Here is a 17,768-nt window from a genome sequence, read left to right as displayed (position 1 = left end):
TGGTACAGTGATAATAAGATAAAGGAGTGGGAGTATGCAATCATTTTCTACGATTCGACTCAAGGATGGAGCGACAGATTATGTTGGTGCCTCGGCAACGCGGCTCCAACAGGTCATCCGTCAGCTCGAAGATGGACTCGAACAATCTAACTATACCCGATTAATCACCCCCTTAATTGAGGAAATCGGTGGACGGGAACAGATTCGGATGGATTTTACGACTAGTGTCGCGCGTGCCCTTAGCGAACGTGGTCGCGAACAATATAAACGTGTCTTCTACAGTGGCTCCGTCTTTCAACCGGAAGAGAAGTTCCAGGTCGGATTCGAGGAACGAGGACAAATCGCAGAAGTCGAAGCAATTCAACTCGCGGTCCGACTCGTCGAGGAACTGACAGGAAAAGAAGTCACACTCTCAATTGGTGATGCTGGTCTAATCGAGCATTTGATCGAGACACGTGTCGGTGATCACCACTTACGCGACCAAGTGACGCAGATGCTCCGTTTACGTAACGTCATTGAACTGAAGCGGATCGCGGGTCAACTCGATGATGCCTTACTTGCAAAACTTCCTTTATTATTCGGACGCGAAGGAGCAGAGACAATCTTACCGTACGTTGACGAAACACGACTCAATGCCGTGCTTGATCTCGCGGAAGCCGTCAATGCCGATCTCGATTTCGGACAAATGGGCTTACAAACGTACTACGACGGCATCACGATCCACGGTTTCATCGAAGGCGTGACGGAACCCGTCCTCGTCGGTGGACGCTACGACCGGCTTTATGAACAATTCGGACAAGAACAACAGGCGTTCGGCATCGGATTCTCGGTCGAACGGTTGGCGGAGGTGCTCTAAATGCGAATCGGAATTACGAAAGGACGGCTGTCGAAAGCGACAGAACGTTATCTAAAAGAAGCTGGCGTCGAGACATGGGGAGCCATTGAACGCGAACTGATCGTCAAACGGGGCGAGCACGAATTCGTCTTCATGAAAGGATCGGATTTGATTCCGTACGTCGCTCAAGGTGTTCTTGACGTCGCGATCACCGGCAGTGACATCTTACTTGAATCGGATCAAGAATTATCGGAACTGGCGGAATTACCGTTTGGTGTCTGCCGGATGTCGGTCTGCGCGAAGGAGCCTTTGCAATTCGAAGGTGGACGCCGCGTCCGGATTGCGACAAAGTATCCAGTCATCGCGAAACGCTACTTCAGCGAGCTCGGTGTCGACGTCGACATCGTACCGCTGAACGGTTCGGTCGAGTTAGCACCGTTACTCGGACTCGCTGACGCGATCGTCGATATCGTCGAGACAGGTGAGACGCTACGCGCGAATGGACTAAACGAATACGAAAAAATCATCGATATTAGCGCTCGATTCTTTACGAGCGAATGGACGTTAAAACGGAAGCGGGTTGAAGTCATCCGCTTGCTCGAGCAATTGACAGAAGGAGTGACACGATCATGACACCGACAAAACCTTTCAGCATCGATCGCGACACGGAGCTCGCGGTCCGCGCGATTCTCGAACGCGTCGCAACAGACGGTGACGCTGCTGTCCGCGATTACACGAACCAATTCGATCAGGTTGATCTCGAAGATTTCCGTCTCAGTGAAACACGGATCACGCAAGCCTTTGAACAGGCAGACGCCAACTTGATCGACTCGTTGAAGTTGATGGCGACACGACTCGTCGAATGGCACGAACAAGAACTACCATCTGACATCGAACTCGTCGAAGCAGACGTGACACGACGTCAACGTTTCGTTCCCGTCGATTCGGTTGGGATTTACGTTCCAGGTGGTGCAGCAAGTTATCCATCGACCGTCTTGATGAACGCCATTCCAGCAAAAGTTGCTGGTGTCGAACGCGTCGTCATGGTGACACCGATGACGAACTTAAGTGACGAGGTTCTCGTTGCGGCACGCATCGCTGGTGTGACAGAAATCTATACGATTGGTGGAGCGCAAGCTGTCGCCGCGCTGACATTCGGAACAGAAAGCATCCAAGCTGTCGACTTGATCGTCGGACCTGGGAATCGCTTCGTCGCTGAAGCAAAACGCCAAGTCTACGGGATCGTTGGTATCGACTCGGTCGCTGGTCCATCAGAAGTCGTCGTCATCGCGGACGAAACGGCGCATCCGGACCGGATCGCAGCCGATTTACTTGCCCAAGCTGAACACGACCGTGACGCTGTCGCGATCGCCTTCGTGCCAACGGAAGAAATGAAACAAGCGATTGATGCAGAGATCGAGCGACGCTTACAGCAATTGCCGCGTCAAGAGATTGCCCGTCGTGCGATGGAAAACGGTGGTGTCTTCGTCGCTCCACTCGAAACAGCAATCGAAGAAGCGAACCGTCTCGCAGCGGAACACTTGGAACTTGCCGTTGCCAATCCGCAGGAAGTCGTCAAATCGATCCGTCACGCCGGGATGATTTTCCTCGGTCACGAGACACCGGAAACGCTTGGTGACTACGTCGCTGGGACGAACCACGTCTTACCGACATCCGGGACAGCCCGTTTTGCGTCTGGATTATCAGCACGGACGTTCCTGCGTCACCAGACGATGCTCGAAGCCACACGCGCAGGCGTACAACGTCTCGCGAACGCAGCGAAGACCGTTGCCCGGGTCGAAGGACTCGAAGCACACGCACAAGCCATCGAAGTGAGGGAAGACTAATGCGATTACACCAAAACGAACGATTCACGACCCATAGTCCAGTCGGGATCGAAGCGATCCAGGAATTGATCGCAACGTTCCCTTTAAATGAATATCCTGTCGAGATCATCGATCAAGTCAAGGCATCGTACGCAACGTACGCCGGTGTCCGTCCGACGCAACTCGTCGCCGGAAACGGCTCGGATGAGTTGATCGGCTACTTATGTGCTCGCTACGGCGGACCCGGGATGCCAGTCATCGCCTCGGAACCGGACTTCGTCATGTACCAGTTCTACGCTGACCGAGCACGGGCACCGTTTGAACGCGTACCGTTACTCGACGAGATGGCGCTTGACGTCGACGGATTGATCGCAGCTCCTGGTGAGATCATCTTCTTGAGTCATCCGCACAATCCGTCTGGTGTCCTCCGGAAGGAAGCGGACATCCGTCGTTTGCTCGATAGTGGCAAATACGTCGTCATCGATGAAGCGTACATCGACTTTGCACTCGAACAATCGATGCTTCACTTACTCAAGGAATATCCGAAAGCAATCATCTTACGGACGCTCTCGAAAGCATTCGGACTAGCATCGCTCCGACTTGGTTTTGTCATCGCGAGCGAACAAATCATCGAAGAAATCGAACAGATTAAATCACCATACAACGTCTCTGGTCTATCAGCAGCTGTTGGCATCGCCATCATGGCAGAACCGGAACTCGATCGAGTCTTAGACGAGACATACGCGAGTCGTGAAGCGATCGAACAGATTCTTGCGCCAATCGGCAAGACATATCCGAGTGCGGCGAACTTCGTCTATGTCGAGTATCCGGAAGCCGAACGCTTTACGCAGCGTTGTGCTGACGCCGGATTACGGATCCGTTTGTTTAACCAAGCATTCCGTGTCAGTTGTGGATCACCAGAAGCGATGCAAGTATTAGAAACGTGTGTAGAGGAGGAATTACGATGCGGCGTGGCGCAAGCGAACGAGTAAGTGCAGAATCAGACATCAAGGTCGAGGTCGATCTCGCAGGAGGTCCCGTTGAAATCAAGACCGGTGTCGGGTTCTTTGATCATATGTTGACATTATTCGCCTTTCAGGCCCGGATCGGTCTGAAGGTGACAGCAAAAGGTGATACGTGGATCGATGCGCACCACACGGTCGAAGATACAGCGATCGTCCTCGGGGCAGCGTTGACGGAAGCGCTCGGCGATAAAGCCGGGATTGAACGCTACGGCGAATCGCGTGTACCGATGGATGAGACACTCGCGTCGGTCGTCCTTGATTTCAGCGGTCGTCCGTTCACGGTCTTCCGTGCTAGTTTCAAGAATCCGAAGCTCGGTGACTTTGATACGGAACTCGCAGAAGAGTTCTTCCAAGGCTTATCACGGAGTGCCCGGATGACGATTCATGCCGAAGTCTTATATGGCTCGAACACACACCACATGATCGAAGGGTTGTTCAAAGCACTCGGTCGAGCCGTCCGTCAGGCAGTCGCCGTGACGAGCGAAGGGGTACCGTCTACGAAAGGGTTGATTGATCAATGATAGCAATCGTCGATTATGGCGTCGGAAATATCGCGAATGTCGAGCGGGTATTAAAACAGCTCGGTGAGGCAGTCATCGTCACGAATGATGCTGAACTACTGGAGCAAGCTGAAGCACTCGTCTTACCCGGTGTCGGTGCCTATGCACCGGCAATGGAGCGCCTAAAGGAAACGGGACTCGTCGACTTCTTAAAAGAACAAGCCGAAAAGAAACCGTTCCTCGGAATTTGCCTCGGGATGCAACTGCTCTTTGAATCAAGTGACGAAGATGGACTGACGGAAGGTCTCGGGATCTTACCGGGAACAATCGAAAAACTACCGAGCGACGTCCGCTTGCCGCACATGGGTTGGCACCAGCTGACGAACCACGGCGAAGCGGTCTATTTCGTCCACTCGTACGGCGCTGTTTGTGACCCAGAATGGATCGTCGACGCGGTTGAATACGGACGTCTTGTTCCAGCGATCGTTCAAAAAGGACAAGTCACCGGGATGCAGTTCCACCCGGAAAAGAGTGGCGAAGTCGGACTGAAACTACTGAAGGAATGGAGAGAGACGACATGCAACTCTACCCAGCAATCGATTTAATGAGCGGACAGGCCGTACGCCTGAAGCAAGGAGATTTTGACCAACAGACATTCTTCGGTGATGCGTTGACGATTGCGAAGCGCTTCAAGGAAGAGGGGGCGACAGCGATCCACTTGATCGATCTTGATGGCGCGAAAGCCGGCGAACCGTTGCACTTGAGCTTGATTGCCGACATCAAAAAGGAGACCGGTTTGTTCGTCGAAGCTGGTGGTGGTGTCCGTAACATCGAGACCGTCGAAGCATACGTTGGTGCCGGAATCGACCGGATTCTCGTCGGCACGGTCGCCCTTGAAGACGAAGCGTTACTCGAGCAGATGATCGCTCTCGCTGGTGATAAACTGGCTGTTGCGTTAGACGCAAAAGAGGGAATCGTTCAAACACGCGGCTGGCTCGAAGCGAGCGGTTGGACGCTTGAAGAAGCGATGACACACTTGATCGGTAAAGGGATCAAGACGTTCCTTTATACGGATATTTCGCGTGACGGAATGATGATGGGACCGGATGTCGATGGACTTGATCGCTTAAAACGGGAAGGGGTCGAATTGATTGCTTCCGGTGGTGTGACGACAGTCGATGACGTCGCGCGCCTGAAAGAAATCGGGATGGACGGAGCCGTCGTCGGTCGGGCGTTGCTCGACGGATCACTCGCCTTAAAAGAGGTGTTACGCGTATGTTGATGAAACGAATCATTCCCTGTCTTGACGTCAAGGAAGGACGTGTCGTCAAAGGGGTCAAATTCCAGAACTTACGTGATCTTGGTGACCCGGTCGCCGTCGCAAAGTATTATTACGAACAAGGGGCGGACGAACTCGTTCTGCTTGATATCTCAGCAACGCAAGAAGGGCGCGAGACGATGCTTGATATCGTCGAACGCGTCGCAGAAGTCATCTATATGCCGTTTACGGTCGGTGGCGGAATCAAAACAATCGAAGACGCGAAACGCTTGATTCGTGCTGGTGCTGACAAAGTCTCACTCAACTCGTCGGCACTCCAAAATCCACAACTGATTCAAGAAGTCAGCCGCCTGTTCGGTGTCCAAGCGACGGTCGTCGCAATCGATGCGAAGCAGACGGGCGATTCGTGGGGTGTCTTCTCACACGGTGGAACACAACCCGTCGGACGTGACGCGATCGAGTGGGCGCAGGAAGCCGTTGCCCTCGGTGCCGGCGAGTTACTCGTCACATCGATGGATGCTGACGGCACAAAAGACGGGTATGATCTTGCCTTGATCCGTCGTCTACGTGAAGTCGTCAATGTGCCGATCATCGCTTCCGGTGGGGTCGGAACGCTCGATCACTTAGCGGAAGGGTTGGAAGCAGGCGCTGACGCGGCCCTTGCTGCTTCGATCTTCCATGAAGCGACGTACACAATGCCGGAAACGAAAGCCTACCTCAAAGAACGGGGAGTCGAAGTCCGATGACGACATTGAATTTTTCAAAAGGACTCGTTGCTGCCGTCGTCGTCGACGAGCAGACGAACGATGTCTTGATGGTCGGCTTCATGGACCAAGCTGCCTATGATAAGACGCTTGCGACCGGTCTTGTCACCTTCTTCTCACGAACGAAGAATCGTCTTTGGACGAAAGGCGAGACGAGCGGGAACACGCTTGAACTCAAACGGATGTGGATCGATTGTGATCAGGATAGTCTCTTGATCGCGGTCAAAGCGAACGGTCCGACATGTCATACCGGAAATCGCAGTTGTTTCTATACGGAAGTGGAGGTGCCCGATGTTATACGAACTGGAACAGACCGTCAAAGCGAAGATTAACGCCAAGGAAGCAGAATCCTATACGAACTATTTGATTGCTTCCGGGTATGAGAAGATCGCGAAGAAGTTCGGTGAAGAGGCATTTGAAGTCGTCCTCGCCGGTAACGATACGTTAGCCGAAGAGACAGCAGATTTGTTGTACCACTTAACAGTCTTGCTCGCTGAACGTGGTGTCTCCTTCAAAGAAGTCGAAGCTGTCCTGAACGAACGTCACGGAACAAAGTCGACGTTCAAGGATCGCCCGGATATTGAACAATGGTAAACGACATCCACATCGCCTAGGCGGTGTGGATTTTTGTATAAGCGGGAAAAGACAAACAGATGACAGTTGTCATCAAATCGACAGAATGTTTCGATAGGCACGCTGTCGCATGAGGGCGTATAATCAAAAGCATAGTCCTTTGTTTTTAGAAAGTAGGTGTTCGATTGGTTACGAAAAAAGAAATCAAGCAAACGATCAAGCAACAATCCAAGGAAACGATCGAAGAGCTACTCGCAAAAGGTGACTCCTTGAAAGAGGAGATCGCCAGTGCCATTACACACGGATTGGGTGTCATTTTCAGTATCGTCGCGCTCGTGCTGTTGATCCTGCAGGCGACGAAGTCCGGCAGCGCTTGGAACGTCACTGCTGTCAGTATCTTCGGGGCAACGATGATTCTCCTTTATCTGTTCTCGACCTTGATGCATTCGCTGATGCATACGAAAGCAAACAAGGTTCTACAAATTTTAGATCATGCTGGCATCTATCTCTTGATTGCTGGTAGTTATACACCGTTCGCCTTGATCACGCTCCGTGGTCCGCTCGGTTGGACATTGCTCGGGATCGTCTGGGGTGTCGGGACGCTCGGTATCATCTGGAAGCTTTATTCGACCGGTAAATATGTTTGGATCTCGAATGCGTCTTATCTGATCCTCGGCTGGTGTTGTCTGTTTGCGATCAAGCCGATCTATGAAGCACTCGGGTTACAAGGATTCTTATTGCTCCTCGGTGGTGGACTCGCGTACTCTCTCGGCGTCATCTTCTACGTCTGGGCACGCTTGCCGTATAACCACGCGATTTGGCATCTGTTCGTCCTTGCGGGCAGTGTCCTGATCTTCCTCTCGATTTTTTACTACGTTGCTCCGGCGACGATGTCATGAAGAAATTACGGCTCCGGGACTGGCTCCCGCTTACGCTGTATTTTATGTTTGGTCTTGGGTTGCTCCTGTACTTCCGGATGTCTGGAATGCTGGAGCAATTCGACATTCAGGCATTATCGGATTGGGTACGGGATCAAGGTCTGACCGGGATGTTGCTTTACGTGCTCGCCTACACCGTCCGACCACTCGTCTTTTTCCCGGCGAGCTTGTTGACGTTATTTGGTGGGTATACGTACGGACCGTGGCTCGGGACATTACTTGATGTTATTGGTGCTGGTACTGGCGGTTTGCTCAGCTTTTGGATCGCCCGGTTGCTCGGTCGCCGCGGTGTCGAGAAATTGATTGGCAAAGGGAAGCTGAACGTACTCGACGAACGGATTGCAACGAACGGCTTTCTCGTTGTGCTTGTCGTTCGATTGATTCCACTGTTTCCGTTTGACGCGATCAGCTACGCGTCCGGATTATCAAAAATCCGCTTTAAACAGTTCGCTATCGCCAACTATCTCGGGATCATTCCCGGTGCGTTCGTTTACAACAATATCGGCTCAAGCCTTCGCGATCCGTTCTCCTGGCAATTTTTCGTTGCGATCGGACTATATGTCCTATTCTTTGCCGTAGGACTTGTTGCTCAACGGATTCTCAAAAATAAACGAAATAAAGAGCGTATGTAAGCGCTTTATGGCATAATATGAGTGCAGAGATGTGAACCGATACGGTAAAACAGCCTAGCATTTATTTAGGGGGAATCATGAGTGATGGAAAAAGTACTACGGGATGGTTTTATCTTCTTATCGCAAAACAAGACATTGAACGGTCTCGCCAAGCGATACGGGCTTAAATTCGGAGCAAGTCGCTTCGTGGCAGGGGATTCATTGGAAGCATCGAAACGGGCGATCCAGGAATTGAACGCAAAAGGGTTATGCGTCACGATGGACCATTTAGGGGAGTTCATCTCGACGGTAGCGGAAGCAGAGATGATGACACAAGAATGTATTCGTGCGGTTGAGATGATTGCGGAAGAAAAATTAGACTCGCAACTCTCGTTGAAACTGACATCACTCGGACTCGATATCTCGGACGACTTGATCCGCTCGAACATGGAACGGATCTTAACACGGGCGAAAGAACTCGGTGTCTTCGTCACGATCGACATGGAAGATGAGCCACGTTGTGAAAAGACGATTCAATTGTTTGAAGAATTGCGCCAATCTTTCGATAACATCGGGACGGTCATCCAGTCGTACCTCTACCGGTCGGAAGATGATATTAAACGCGTCGGACGCTTCGAGACGAATCTCCGGATCGTCAAAGGGGCATACAAAGAACCGGCAACGGTGGCGTTTCCAGAGAAGGAAGATGTCGATCATAACTACATCAAGCTCGTGAAGTTACAATTATCACTCGGAAACTATGCTGCCGTCGCAACACATGACGATGCGATGATCGAGCAAGTCATCCGTCACGCTAAAGAAAATGGGATCGAAAAAGACCAGTTCGAATTCCAGATGTTATTTGGTATCCGGGTCGAGCGTCAACTCGAACTCGTCAAACAAGGCTATAAAGTCCGTGTCTACGTTCCTTATGGACGTGACTGGTACGGTTACTTCATGCGCCGCTTAGCAGAACGACCGGCAAACGTTGCCTTCGTTCTTAAAGGGATGGTCAAGGGATAAGTCGAGAAGGCGATGCAGCGTTGCATCGTCTTTTTGTATGTAGAATGCATAGTATACCGGACGTTCCCAGTATCTTCGCTTTCCTCAGGCGGGAAGTAAGCCGCGGCATCTCACATTCCATGTGATTTGCCGGGTCTTCCTCTTCCCTGAAGGAAGCATGGTTCATGCTTCCTTTTCCTGTAGGAGTCGAAGATGCCCGGTTCGTCCTAAATAAACTAAACTCAAAAGCGATCGATTCCATTGACGGAAATCGATCGCTTTTGAGTTCTTTGGATAACAAATGAGTGCATTCTCCTCACATGTCTTCACCCGACTCCTACAGGAAAAAGCGCGACGTTTTATCGCGCTGTCAGAGACAAACAAGACCCGGATTCGTCATCCGAGGGATGAGGAAGACTGGCTTGTGTCTCGCCTGGGGAAAGCGGGTGAGAAGACAGTGAGGTGAATAGTGCGTTACATCGATCATTTCGCATCATGGCCAAATGATATTACCTAGAAACACCATCCCAGCAAATAAACCAATCATTAAGAAGACAGTAGTTTGTGGTTGGAAACGTTTCTCCCGATAACGTCGAAATAAACGGTCCCCCAATGCCTGTATACAGAATAAGAGACCAATAAAGAGTAGGAAGAATTGCCATCTTTCTAGAACATCGAGAGCATCAATGTAAAATAAAAAAACAATACATAAAGCTATTAATATAGACGTATAAAAGGTACTGTGTGACATATTTATCTCTCCCTTACAGCCGTCGTCTGAAAAGCGAACAAACACGAGAAAGCATGGGCTTGATCCAGTAACCGATGCCCCGTCATGACGGCTCCTTCCTTTTGAATGACCGCTTCATCGAGTAACGTCCAGCCACGTTCTTTCGCTAGCTGCAACAGTTCCCACGGCATCATCGTATTTCCCATCGCGACTTCCTCACCATATAGACGACGATAAGCAAGTTGCCGCGGAGCGGCTGTCGGACCGAGTAGACTGATGACGACAAGCGGGGCGACGCGTTCGATTTCTTGCAGCACTTGAACGGGACGTGTCGACCATTCAAGTGAGTTAACGGCGAGAACGACATCAAACGCATGATCGGCGAACGGCAATGCTTCCCCCGTTCCAACGATGAACGTCTGCTCGGGTGACTTCTCACGGGCGATCCGGATCATCTCATCTGAGACATCGAGTCCAACTGTCTGAAAGTCCGGTGTCAGTAAGCGACAGGCTGCCCCATCACCGCAACCGAGATCAAGCAAGCGACCACCGGTGATCGTTTTTCGTAAGAACGGCAAAACAGTTTTCCGACTGCCGTTCGTCCACATATCGTCAGCGCGATCCGCCCAGGCAGCGGCTTTTTGATTCCATACATGCTCGGTTTGACTCATTTTCAACCACTCCTTTTTATCAGTCTAACAGGAAAATTTGTCCATTGACTGATTTTTTATTGCTACTGAATCATTATTCATTTATGATGAAGATGTAGAAGAAGCACACCAAAGTCGTTTGGCTTCTTTTTTTGTCAGTATAATGAATGGTTGTTCATTCAATTTAAAATCAGGGGGTATATCATGGCGAGTCAAATCGGTCAGCCGACCACAATCCAGTTGACGAAACACATCCAATTCGCCGTCATCATCGGTTCAGGGGTGATGGGTGCAGGCATCGCGGCACATCTTGCGAATGCTGGCATACGGACATTGATGCTTGATATCGTACCAAAAGAACTTACGGCACAAGAAGAGAAGCAGGGCTTGACGCTGAGTGATTCGCGCGTCCGTTCCCGCATCGCGCGCGATAACCGCGAAAAGCTCTTGAAACAAAATCCGGCACCACTCGCATCGAAGAAATTGATCGACTTCATCGAGGTCGGAAACTTAGAAGACGACTTAGAGCGTCTGAAAGAAGCGGACTGGATCGTCGAAGTCGTCGTCGAACGACTCGAAGTCAAACAACAATTGTTTAAAACGATCGAACCGTTTATTCGGGAAGACGCAATCGTCAGCTCGAACACATCGGGAATTTCGATCGAAGCGATGCGCGAGGGACGCTCGGAATCGTTCAATCGTCGTTTCCTAGGGACACACTTCTTTAACCCACCACGTTATCTGAAGTTACTTGAGTTGATTCCAACGTCAGACACGGATCCGAGGGTCGTCGACTTTATGAAACAATTCGCAGAGGAACGACTCGGGAAAGGCGTCGTCATCGCGAAGGATACACCGAACTTCATCGGCAACCGAATCGGGACATACGGTCTCCTCGTGACGATGGATGAGATGAAAAAAGGTGGCTATTCGATCGGGGAGGTCGATTCGGTCACAGGTCCACTCCTTGGTCGCCCAGGGTCAGCGACGTTCCGGACACTCGACGTCGTCGGCATCGACACGTTCGTCCACGTTGCAAACAACGTCTATGACTTGTTGCCAGAAGGCGAAGAGAAGGAGACGTTCGCGGTTCCGACTGAGATGCGTCGCCTTGTCGAACAAGGAGCACTCGGTGCGAAGACGGGTCAAGGCTTCTATAAGAAAGTCGGAAAACAGATCCTTGAACTTGATCTCGAGACATTTGAGTACGTCGAAAAGAAAGCGCTTACTGAACCGTCAATTGGACAAGCCAAAGCACTTCCGGGCGCAAAAAACAAACTGAAAGCCGTCGTCTTCGCGCAAGATCGTGTCGGTGCCTTACTCTGGCCGATTCACGCGAAAACATTGCTCTACTCGGCTCAGCTGACAGGTGAGATCGCAGACGACATCAAAGCGATCGACGAAGCAATGAAATGGGGCTTCGGTTGGAAGATGGGACCGTTCGAGACATGGGACGCACTCGGTGTCGAGAAGACGGTCGCGAAGATGAAACAAGACGGTTACGCAGTACCGGCATGGGTCGATGAGATGCTCGCAGCAGGAAAAACGAGTTTCTATGATGCGTCCGGTCGTCATTATGACGTTGCAACGAAAGACTACGTCGAAGCAACGATCAATCCGAAGGAAATCCGCCTCCGCGACGTCCGGAAGTCAAACGGTGTTTTACTAGAGAACAATGGGGCACGCTTGCTTGATATCGGCGACGATGTCGCAGTCCTTGAGTTCACTTCGAAGAGCAATGCGATTGGTGTCGACATCATGCAGATGATCGAACAGTCGGTCGATCTCGTCGAGAAAAATCACCGAGGTCTCGTCATCGCGAACGATGGCAAAAACTTCTGTGTCGGTGCGAACCTAGCGATGATGCTGATGGAAGCGGAAGATGAGAACTGGTTCGAGCTCGACTGGATCATCAACAAGTTCCAACAATCGATTCAAAAGATTCGTTACGCATCACGTCCGATCGTCGCTGCACCACAAGGAATGACGCTTGGTGGCGGTACGGAAATCTCGCTTCCGGCGGCTCGTCTGCAAGCCGGGCTTGAAACGTATATGGGTCTCGTCGAAGTCGGTGTCGGTCTAATTCCGGGAGGCGGCGGAAACGTCAACACGTACCGTCGACTGTTAGAAAACACACCGGACGGACTCGTCAATATCGAGAAAGCAGCGCAAAAGACGTTCGAGAACGTCGCGATGGCAAAAGTCTCAAAATCAGCCTTTGAAGCACGCGAACTCGGATATGTCCGCTCCGTTGATCAAATCTCGATGAACCGGGATCACTTGACGTATGATGCGAAACAACTCGTCCTTGAACTGGACCGGACCGGCTACACGGCACCAGCGAAAGGGAAGATTCCAGTCGTCGGTCGTGCGGGGAAAGCGACGCTTGAACTCGCAACACGCGAAATGTTCTACGGCGGTTATATCTCGGAACACGATTTGAAAATCGCAAGTAAACTCGCACACGTCATCGCCGGCGGAAACGTCGCCTTCGGTAGCCACGTCGATGAACAATATATGCTCGACATCGAACGGGAAGCATTCTTGAGCCTGATCGGTGAGATGAAGACACAACAACGGATGCAGCACATGCTCGTCAAAGGCAAGCCGCTTCGTAACTGAGGACTGGGGGGATTCGGATGAAGGAAGCAGTAATCGTCGCCGGTGCACGAACACCGGTCGGAAAAGCAAAAAAGGGCGCATTCAAATCAATGCGCTCGGATGAATTAGCAGGCATCGCCATCCAGGAAACGTTGAAACGGTCCGGTTACACGGGAGCGGTCGATGACGTCATTCTCGGATGTGCCTTGCCGGAAGCGGAACAAGGCATGAACATCGCCCGTTACGCTTCGGTCCTCGGTGGATTATCACACGAGGTACCGGCGATCACGATCAACCGGTATTGCTCAAGTGGACTACAATCGATCGCTGACGCAGCGATGAAAATCATGACGGGGCAAGCAACTGCGGTCGTCGCTGGTGGACTCGAATCAATGAGTCAAGTCCCGATGCCAGGTCACGTCGTCCGACCTAATCCGTCAATCGTCGACACGGCACCGGAATATTACATGAGCATGGGGCACACAGCGGAGCAAGTCGCTGCGACCTACAATGTCTCACGGGAAGATCAAGATGCGTTTGCGTTGAAGAGTCACCAAAAAGCGGCAGCAGCAATCGCGGCTGGTAAGTTTGCTGACGAAATCGTCCCGGTAACGGTGACGGAACAATTCGTCAATGATGAACTGAAAATCGAAGAGAAGACATTCATCGTCGAACACGATGAAGGCGTACGTCCGGATTCGTCACCGGAAGGTCTTGCGAAACTTCGCCCAGCGTTCCGCCTTGGCGGTAGCGTCACAGCAGGGAACTCTTCGCAGACGTCAGACGGTGCGGCAGCTGTCCTCGTCATGGAACGGGAAGAAGCAGAACGCCAAGGGTTACCGATTCTCGGAAAGTTCAAATCGTTCGCGGTCGGTGGTGTCCGTCCGGAAGTGATGGGAATCGGACCGGTCGTCGCGATTCCGAAAGCACTTGAACTCGCAGGCATCACGCTTGAAGACGTCGGATTGATCGAGTTGAACGAAGCGTTCGCATCGCAGTCGCTCGGTGTCATCCGCGAGCTTGGATTAAACGAAGACATCGTCAACGTAAACGGTGGAGCGATCGCCCTCGGTCACCCACTCGGTTGTACAGGAACAAAACTCACATTGACGCTCTTGCATGAAATGAAACGCCGAAATGTCCAGTACGGTGTCGTCTCGATGTGTATCGGTGGCGGAATGGGCGCAGCAGGTGTATTCGAACTAGTTGAAGGAGGAACAGGGCAATGAGCCAAACGACAAACGAATTAATCAAAGGTGGCAGTTTCGTATTAGATGAGTTAGCACCAGAACGTCTCTTCACACCAGAGGATTTCTCGGAAGAACACAAAATGGTCGGTGACATGACAGCGAAGTTCGTCGAAGATCGTGTCGTTCCTGTCCTTGACCGGATCGAAAAACACGAGTTCGAACTGTCGGTCGGTCTTCTCCGCGAAGCAGGCGAGCTGGGTCTACTCGGTGCAGACGTTCCGGAAGCATACGGCGGCTATCAGATGGATAAGATTTCGTCTTCGATCATCACGGAGAAGTTCGCACGCGGTCGTTCATTCGCCCTCAGCTACGGCGCACACGTCGGAATCGGTTCGTTGCCGATTGTCTTCTTCGGTAACGAAGAGCAAAAGCATAAATACTTGCCGAAACTCGCTTCAGGAGAGTGGATTGCTTCGTACGCGTTGACAGAGCCAGGCTCTGGTTCGGATGCTCTTGGTGCTAAAACGACGGCTGTCTTGAATGAAGCCGGCACGCACTACATCTTGAACGGTGAAAAACAATGGATCACTAACGCTGGTTTCGCAAGCTTGTTCGTCGTCTACGCAAAAATCGACGGTGACAAGTTCACAGCCTTCCTCGTCGAAGGATCGTATCCAGGCGTCTCGACAGGCGTCGAGGAACAGAAGATGGGAATCAAAGGATCATCGACACGGACGTTGATCTTACAAGATGCAGAAGTACCAGTCGATAACGTCCTTGGTGAAATCGGACGCGGTCACGTCATCGCCTTCAACATCTTGAACGTCGGTCGTTATAAATTAGCTGTTGGTGCTGTCGGTTCATCAAAACGAGCGATTGATCTCGCAGTCCAATACTCGAATGAACGGAAACAGTTCAAGACACCAATCAGCTCGTTCCCATTGATTCAAGAAAAACTCGCGACGATGGCAGCACAGACGTATGCGATGGAAAGTTCGGTCTACCGCACAGGTGGTCTCTTCCAAGACAGCCTCGATCAGTTGTCAGAAGAAGAGAGCAAGGACGGTAAAAAAATCGCCGATGCGATCGCGGAGTACGCAATCGAGTGCTCGATGAACAAAGTCTTTGCTTCGGAAACATTTGATTACGTCATCGACGAAGCGGTCCAGATCCACGGTGGTTATGGCTTCATGGCAGAATATGAAGTCGAGAACATGTACCGTGATTCACGGATCAACCGGATCTTCGAAGGAACGAACGAGATCAATCGTCTCCTCGTCCCGGGAACATTGCTGAAGAAAGCGATGAAAGGCGAGTTGCCGTTGCTTGCGGAAGCACAGCGTCTGCAACAAGAAGTAATGAGCTTCATGCCGACAGAAATCGGAACAGCACCACTTGATCGCGAACGTCACTTACTCGCGATGATGAAGAAGATCTTCTTGTTGACTGCCGGAACGGCGGTCCAAAAATACCAGGACAAACTCCAAGGCGAACAAGAAATCTTAGCAAACACAGCCGACATCATGAGTGCGATCTATGCGCTGGAATCAGCAATCGTCCGGACGGACAAAGCGATTGCCGACAAAGGGATCGAGAAGAGCGAACTGAAAGTCCGTTACACGGAAGTCTTCGCACAACAAGCGTTCGAAGCTGTCGAGCGTGACGCGAAAGAGACACTCTACGCGGCAGCAAGCGGCGACGAACTCCGGATGTTGCTCTCAGCGCTGAAAAAATTCAGCCGTTACCAGCCGATCAACGTCATCGGTACGAAACGTGACATCGCAAAACGCCTCATCGAGTCAAACAAATATACGGTCTAAGTCAGGTTTACCGCTTCGCCTTTGCAGGGAAAATCTCTGTAAAGGCGAAGTTTTTGGTTGGAGGAGGAAAACGAGATGCGCCAAGAATTGGTTGAACTGCAATTTGCGATTGCCTACTATCAATCCCTTGAACGTTTGTCGCCGGAAGAATGGGGTCTGCCGCTTGCCCTTAATAAGTGGACCGTCCTTGAGTGCGTCAGTCATCTGTATTTATGGAACCGGTTTTATTACGATCATGCCATTTCGAAGTTACCGGACGAACCGTTGACGCTCGTCGAGACGGATTTTGACCAGTTCAATCGACTGGCGATCGAATATGCGCATCATATCGATCCGCTCGCCTTATTGAAGAAAGCAATCAGCGTTCGGCGTGACATCGTCAATCACCTCGATCGTCTGTCTGACGAGCAATTTGAAGCGACCTATGAGGATTTTCGACCACAATCCTTCGTCGAGTCGTTCGTTGCTCATGACGCCCATCATCAAGATCAGATTGACGGGGCGCTCGCACGCTTGAAGCAGAAGTGATCCATCTGCTACTCTTGAAGATGAGGTGAGGAACATGACAAAAACAGTCACGATGTACGGCTATCCGAAATGTAGTACGTGCGTCAAAGCAAAAAAAGCACTCGAACAGCACGGTGTCGAAGTGGATTACAAACACATCGTCGAGGAGACACCATCTGCAACGACGATCCAGGAACTTCATCAAAAGAGTGGAGAGCCGTTGAAGAAATTCTTCAACACGAGCGGTCAATCATACCGTTCGCAAGGGATCAAGGACAAACTTCCAGAGCTATCGGAAGACGAGCAATACAAGTTGCTCGCAAGTGACGGCATGTTATTGAAGCGTCCGATCGTTACAGACGGAAAAGACGTCACGATCGGCTTCAAGGAAGAAATGTATCAAGGAAAATGGTATTAAGTTCAGAGTCGATTTTGGTATACTGAACACGTTAGTCCAAATTAGTCCACAGGGGGAATCGGAAATGAGTCAAGTAAAAGACAACTTACGCTATTCGGAAGAACATGAATGGGTCGAAGTATCAGGAAACAAGGCGCGCATCGGAATCACGGATTTCGCGCAACACGAACTCGGGGATATCGTCTTCGTCGAATTGCCTGAAGTCGGAGATACGATCTCAGCAAACGAGCCATTCGGTTCAGTCGAGTCGGTCAAGACAGTCTCGGAGTTATACGCACCGATCTCTGGTAAAGTCGTTGCCATCAACGAAAACCTTTCGGATTCCCCAGAACTCGTCAACGAGTCACCATTCGAAGGCGCTTGGATGGTTGACATCGAAATCGAAGATGCTTCACAAGTCGAGGCATTGATGGACGCTGCGGCGTACAAATCGATGATCAACGAGTAATACTTAACGAAAAGAGAGTGAACGAGGCGCTTGCGTTACGTCCGCTCTCTT

At 51.1% G+C, this 17,768-nt stretch carries 18 protein-coding genes and 1 pseudogene; 18 read left to right on the top strand and 1 reads right to left on the bottom strand.

Annotation, left to right across the window (positions count from 1 at the left end; translation table 11 throughout):
- The first annotated feature begins 34 nt into the window (after positions 1-34).
- The 12 genes and pseudogenes from KNQ09_RS09490 (at position 35) to KNQ09_RS09430 (ending at position 9,374) form a co-directional block, all read left to right on the top strand.
- Positions 35-856, top strand: coding sequence for an ATP phosphoribosyltransferase regulatory subunit (locus tag KNQ09_RS09490; protein ID WP_035396343.1), 822 nt, complete (start codon positions 35-37; stop codon positions 854-856).
- The gene (hisG, locus tag KNQ09_RS09485; protein WP_023469189.1) at positions 857-1,468 is read left to right on the top strand and encodes an ATP phosphoribosyltransferase; all 612 of its coding nucleotides are present in this window, start codon (positions 857-859) and stop codon (positions 1,466-1,468) included.
- Entirely contained in the window at positions 1,465-2,682 is a 1,218-nt protein-coding gene (gene hisD / locus KNQ09_RS09480) for a histidinol dehydrogenase (RefSeq protein ID WP_214858216.1), read from the top strand. Before hisG ends, hisD begins: the two co-directional genes overlap by 4 nt.
- Positions 2,682-3,653, top strand: a complete 972-nt coding sequence (locus KNQ09_RS09475) for a pyridoxal phosphate-dependent aminotransferase (RefSeq protein WP_214858215.1) — start codon at positions 2,682-2,684, stop codon at positions 3,651-3,653. Before hisD ends, KNQ09_RS09475 begins: the two co-directional genes overlap by 1 nt.
- The gene (gene hisB, locus KNQ09_RS09470; RefSeq protein ID WP_035396348.1) at positions 3,626-4,207 is read left to right on the top strand and encodes an imidazoleglycerol-phosphate dehydratase HisB; all 582 of its coding nucleotides are present in this window, start codon (positions 3,626-3,628) and stop codon (positions 4,205-4,207) included. The genes KNQ09_RS09475 and hisB overlap by 28 nt, the downstream gene beginning before the upstream one ends.
- Positions 4,204-4,791, top strand: coding sequence for an imidazole glycerol phosphate synthase subunit HisH (gene hisH / locus KNQ09_RS09465; RefSeq protein ID WP_214858214.1), 588 nt, complete (start codon positions 4,204-4,206; stop codon positions 4,789-4,791). Before hisB ends, hisH begins: the two co-directional genes overlap by 4 nt.
- A complete protein-coding gene (gene hisA, locus KNQ09_RS09460) occupies positions 4,764-5,468 on the top strand; it encodes a 1-(5-phosphoribosyl)-5-[(5-phosphoribosylamino)methylideneamino]imidazole-4-carboxamide isomerase (RefSeq protein ID WP_214858213.1) in 705 nt (234 codons plus the stop codon). Before hisH ends, hisA begins: the two co-directional genes overlap by 28 nt.
- On the top strand, positions 5,462-6,211 hold the full coding sequence (gene hisF / locus KNQ09_RS09455) for an imidazole glycerol phosphate synthase subunit HisF (RefSeq protein WP_023469183.1): 750 nt from the start codon (positions 5,462-5,464) through the stop codon (positions 6,209-6,211). Before hisA ends, hisF begins: the two co-directional genes overlap by 7 nt.
- Positions 6,208-6,823 (top strand): annotated as a pseudogene (hisIE, locus tag KNQ09_RS17440) (bifunctional phosphoribosyl-AMP cyclohydrolase/phosphoribosyl-ATP diphosphatase HisIE). Before hisF ends, hisIE begins: the two are co-directional and overlap by 4 nt.
- A gap of 218 nt (positions 6,824-7,041) precedes the next feature.
- The gene (gene trhA / locus KNQ09_RS09440; protein WP_056063369.1) at positions 7,042-7,701 is read left to right on the top strand and encodes a PAQR family membrane homeostasis protein TrhA; all 660 of its coding nucleotides are present in this window, start codon (positions 7,042-7,044) and stop codon (positions 7,699-7,701) included.
- Complete coding sequence (locus tag KNQ09_RS09435; protein WP_047393377.1) at positions 7,698-8,372, top strand: TVP38/TMEM64 family protein; 675 nt, start codon at positions 7,698-7,700, stop codon at positions 8,370-8,372. The genes trhA and KNQ09_RS09435 overlap by 4 nt, the downstream gene beginning before the upstream one ends.
- Positions 8,373-8,456: 84 nt before the next feature.
- Positions 8,457-9,374, top strand: coding sequence for a proline dehydrogenase family protein (locus tag KNQ09_RS09430; RefSeq protein WP_023469178.1), 918 nt, complete (start codon positions 8,457-8,459; stop codon positions 9,372-9,374).
- 732 nt (positions 9,375-10,106) lie between these two features.
- Here KNQ09_RS09430 and KNQ09_RS09425 read toward each other — a convergent pair.
- Positions 10,107-10,754 (bottom strand): class I SAM-dependent methyltransferase, encoded by a 648-nt coding sequence (locus KNQ09_RS09425; protein WP_214858211.1) that lies wholly within the window; start codon positions 10,752-10,754, stop codon positions 10,107-10,109.
- A 183-nt stretch (positions 10,755-10,937) separates the two neighbouring features.
- On the opposite strand from KNQ09_RS09425, the gene KNQ09_RS09420 reads away from it, so the two are divergent.
- The 6 genes from KNQ09_RS09420 (at position 10,938) to gcvH (ending at position 17,717) form a co-directional block, all read left to right on the top strand.
- Entirely contained in the window at positions 10,938-13,355 is a 2,418-nt protein-coding gene (locus tag KNQ09_RS09420) for a 3-hydroxyacyl-CoA dehydrogenase/enoyl-CoA hydratase family protein (RefSeq protein ID WP_214858210.1), read from the top strand.
- 17 nt (positions 13,356-13,372) lie between these two features.
- The gene (locus tag KNQ09_RS09415) at positions 13,373-14,563 is read left to right on the top strand and encodes an acetyl-CoA C-acetyltransferase (protein WP_058264685.1); all 1,191 of its coding nucleotides are present in this window, start codon (positions 13,373-13,375) and stop codon (positions 14,561-14,563) included.
- On the top strand, positions 14,560-16,344 hold the full coding sequence (locus KNQ09_RS09410; protein WP_023469171.1) for an acyl-CoA dehydrogenase family protein: 1,785 nt from the start codon (positions 14,560-14,562) through the stop codon (positions 16,342-16,344). The genes KNQ09_RS09415 and KNQ09_RS09410 overlap by 4 nt, the downstream gene beginning before the upstream one ends.
- Positions 16,345-16,419: 75 nt before the next feature.
- Entirely contained in the window at positions 16,420-16,872 is a 453-nt protein-coding gene (locus KNQ09_RS09405; protein ID WP_214858208.1) for a DinB family protein, read from the top strand.
- Positions 16,873-16,906: 34 nt separating this feature from the next.
- Positions 16,907-17,269 (top strand): arsenate reductase family protein, encoded by a 363-nt coding sequence (locus tag KNQ09_RS09400; protein ID WP_023469169.1) that lies wholly within the window; start codon positions 16,907-16,909, stop codon positions 17,267-17,269.
- Positions 17,270-17,333: 64 nt separating this feature from the next.
- Complete coding sequence (gene gcvH, locus KNQ09_RS09395; protein ID WP_029342437.1) at positions 17,334-17,717, top strand: glycine cleavage system protein GcvH; 384 nt, start codon at positions 17,334-17,336, stop codon at positions 17,715-17,717.
- Positions 17,718-17,768 lie beyond the last annotated feature (51 nt).

It is taken from the genome of Exiguobacterium sp. s191, from assembly GCF_018618955.1.
Lineage (GTDB): Bacteria > Bacillota > Bacilli > Exiguobacteriales > Exiguobacteriaceae > Exiguobacterium_A > Exiguobacterium_A abrahamii.
This window is presented reverse-complemented; position numbering and strand designations above follow the sequence as displayed.

What these genes read in the sequence shown, in the direction of transcription:
- hisD (WP_214858216.1), top strand. Translation starts at nt 1,465, where the DNA reads ATGACACCGACAAAACCTTTCAGCATCGATCGCGACACGGAGCTCGCG.
- KNQ09_RS09410 (WP_023469171.1), top strand. Translation starts at nt 14,560, where the DNA reads ATGAGCCAAACGACAAACGAATTAATCAAAGGTGGCAGTTTCGTATTA.
- hisB (WP_035396348.1), top strand. Translation starts at nt 3,626, where the DNA reads ATGCGGCGTGGCGCAAGCGAACGAGTAAGTGCAGAATCAGACATCAAG.
- KNQ09_RS09490 (WP_035396343.1), top strand. Translation starts at nt 35, where the DNA reads ATGCAATCATTTTCTACGATTCGACTCAAGGATGGAGCGACAGATTAT.
- KNQ09_RS09475 (WP_214858215.1), top strand. Translation starts at nt 2,682, where the DNA reads ATGCGATTACACCAAAACGAACGATTCACGACCCATAGTCCAGTCGGG.
- hisG (WP_023469189.1), top strand. Translation starts at nt 857, where the DNA reads ATGCGAATCGGAATTACGAAAGGACGGCTGTCGAAAGCGACAGAACGT.
- KNQ09_RS09415 (WP_058264685.1), top strand. Translation starts at nt 13,373, where the DNA reads ATGAAGGAAGCAGTAATCGTCGCCGGTGCACGAACACCGGTCGGAAAA.
- KNQ09_RS09400 (WP_023469169.1), top strand. Translation starts at nt 16,907, where the DNA reads ATGACAAAAACAGTCACGATGTACGGCTATCCGAAATGTAGTACGTGC.
- KNQ09_RS09430 (WP_023469178.1), top strand. Translation starts at nt 8,457, where the DNA reads ATGGAAAAAGTACTACGGGATGGTTTTATCTTCTTATCGCAAAACAAG.
- KNQ09_RS09435 (WP_047393377.1), top strand. Translation starts at nt 7,698, where the DNA reads ATGAAGAAATTACGGCTCCGGGACTGGCTCCCGCTTACGCTGTATTTT.
- hisF (WP_023469183.1), top strand. Translation starts at nt 5,462, where the DNA reads ATGTTGATGAAACGAATCATTCCCTGTCTTGACGTCAAGGAAGGACGT.
- KNQ09_RS09425 (WP_214858211.1), bottom strand. Translation starts at nt 10,754, where the DNA reads ATGAGTCAAACCGAGCATGTATGGAATCAAAAAGCCGCTGCCTGGGCG.
- hisA (WP_214858213.1), top strand. Translation starts at nt 4,764, where the DNA reads ATGCAACTCTACCCAGCAATCGATTTAATGAGCGGACAGGCCGTACGC.
- KNQ09_RS09405 (WP_214858208.1), top strand. Translation starts at nt 16,420, where the DNA reads ATGCGCCAAGAATTGGTTGAACTGCAATTTGCGATTGCCTACTATCAA.
- gcvH (WP_029342437.1), top strand. Translation starts at nt 17,334, where the DNA reads ATGAGTCAAGTAAAAGACAACTTACGCTATTCGGAAGAACATGAATGG.
- hisH (WP_214858214.1), top strand. Translation starts at nt 4,204, where the DNA reads ATGATAGCAATCGTCGATTATGGCGTCGGAAATATCGCGAATGTCGAG.
- KNQ09_RS09420 (WP_214858210.1), top strand. Translation starts at nt 10,938, where the DNA reads ATGGCGAGTCAAATCGGTCAGCCGACCACAATCCAGTTGACGAAACAC.